The sequence below is a fragment of the Bartonella sp. AP1QHHD genome (genome assembly GCF_042196265.1).
In the GTDB taxonomy this organism is placed as follows: domain Bacteria; phylum Pseudomonadota; class Alphaproteobacteria; order Rhizobiales; family Rhizobiaceae; genus Bartonella.
Genome location: NZ_JBHIPW010000077.1, coordinates 1 through 1,228 on the forward strand (window position 1 = coordinate 1; position 1,228 = coordinate 1,228).

A 1,228-nucleotide genomic window follows, 5' to 3' on the forward strand; every position below is an offset into this window, starting at 1 on the left:
AAAAAAGCTGCACTATGCGTGCAGCTTTTTATGTATTTGCTTTAGAGGTAGAAGTTTTAAAGCATGAAAGTGTCCTTACGGCTTCTATAACCATAATAGCCAAAAACACTGGAAATAATGGCGCCTACCAGACTTCCTAAAAAGCCCCACCACCCCATATTGGAGGCTGTTTTTGTGGCTTTAGTTGCAGTGTTTTTTGCTGCCTTGATCGTATCCTCAAGATTGTCTGAGAGTGTTTCTGCCTGTTCTTCAAGGGCTTTGATGGCTTTTTCGGTTTTTTCCTCTGCGCTTTGATAGAGTTGAACAGCATGGTTGGCTGCTGTTTGTGCATCCGCACGGGTCATGCCATCCTTCATAAGCGCGTTGATGATATCACTTCGATCAAATTTTGTTGTGAGATCTTCTACACGATCAGACAGGCGCTCACCAAGATTTTTTAAAGTGGTGCGATAGTGAGAAGGATCATTTTTGAAAGCTTTTATCGCAGAACCAATATCATTGAGTGCAGCTTGATAGGTTTGTTTCAAGCGATCAGGGTTGAGAGCAGGAATGTCACTTTTATTGAGAAGGGAGTGCAATTCACTACCAAGTTGGTCAAAATTGATATCATTGTCACTATTTTTTGCAAAAAACTTTTCAAGACTTTCACTGTTTAATTTTGCAAGTATAGGGGAAATATTGTTTTTTAGGCTGTCTACGGTTTGTTGGACCATGGAGCTGTTTTCTAAAGCCGTTTTAGCTCCTATCTTTGCTGTACTAGAAACCACGTGGATGGCTTGGAGGGTCATCAGCAATGTTATGAGAGCCCAAGTGAGAAAGCCATGAAGAATCCCTGATGATTCAGCAAAACGTCCAGCTACAAAGCCTCCCAAGGCTAAGCTAATCAGTGTAACGATAACGGAACCCACGCCAAAGGAGAGGAAAGAGCCTTCAAATGGGGATGAAGAAGTGAAATCCATTTGGCTTAAGCCTAAAGCTGCGACCAGAAAAGAGAGGCAGATTGAGGTGGCAAGAGCCGTCACCAGTCCCGCAAAGATTGCGGACCATGAAATGGGTGTGTGAAAGAATGAATATTTTTCTTCTAGAGTTGTTTCTCCTAAAAAATTCGTATCAAATGGTGTGTTTTCAGGAATGCGAGTTTCCATGTTTTATCTCCTTGAATATGCTGGAGATACAATGCCTTTTTGCTAATTATGTTCCAAAAGGGATAAAGAGCAGCTAAAAAGGA

The 1,228-nt window shown here is 41.6% G+C and carries 1 protein-coding gene; it reads right to left on the reverse strand.

Translation table 11 applies throughout. The annotated features are described in order from the left end of the window. Positions 1-56: 56 nt before the first annotated feature. Positions 57-1,145 carry a DUF3792 domain-containing protein gene (locus ACFIME_RS07070; RefSeq protein WP_375637057.1) on the reverse strand — a complete coding sequence of 363 codons (1,089 nt, stop codon included), beginning with the start codon at positions 1,143-1,145 and terminating at the stop codon, positions 57-59. Between the last annotated feature and the right edge of the window lie 83 nt (positions 1,146-1,228).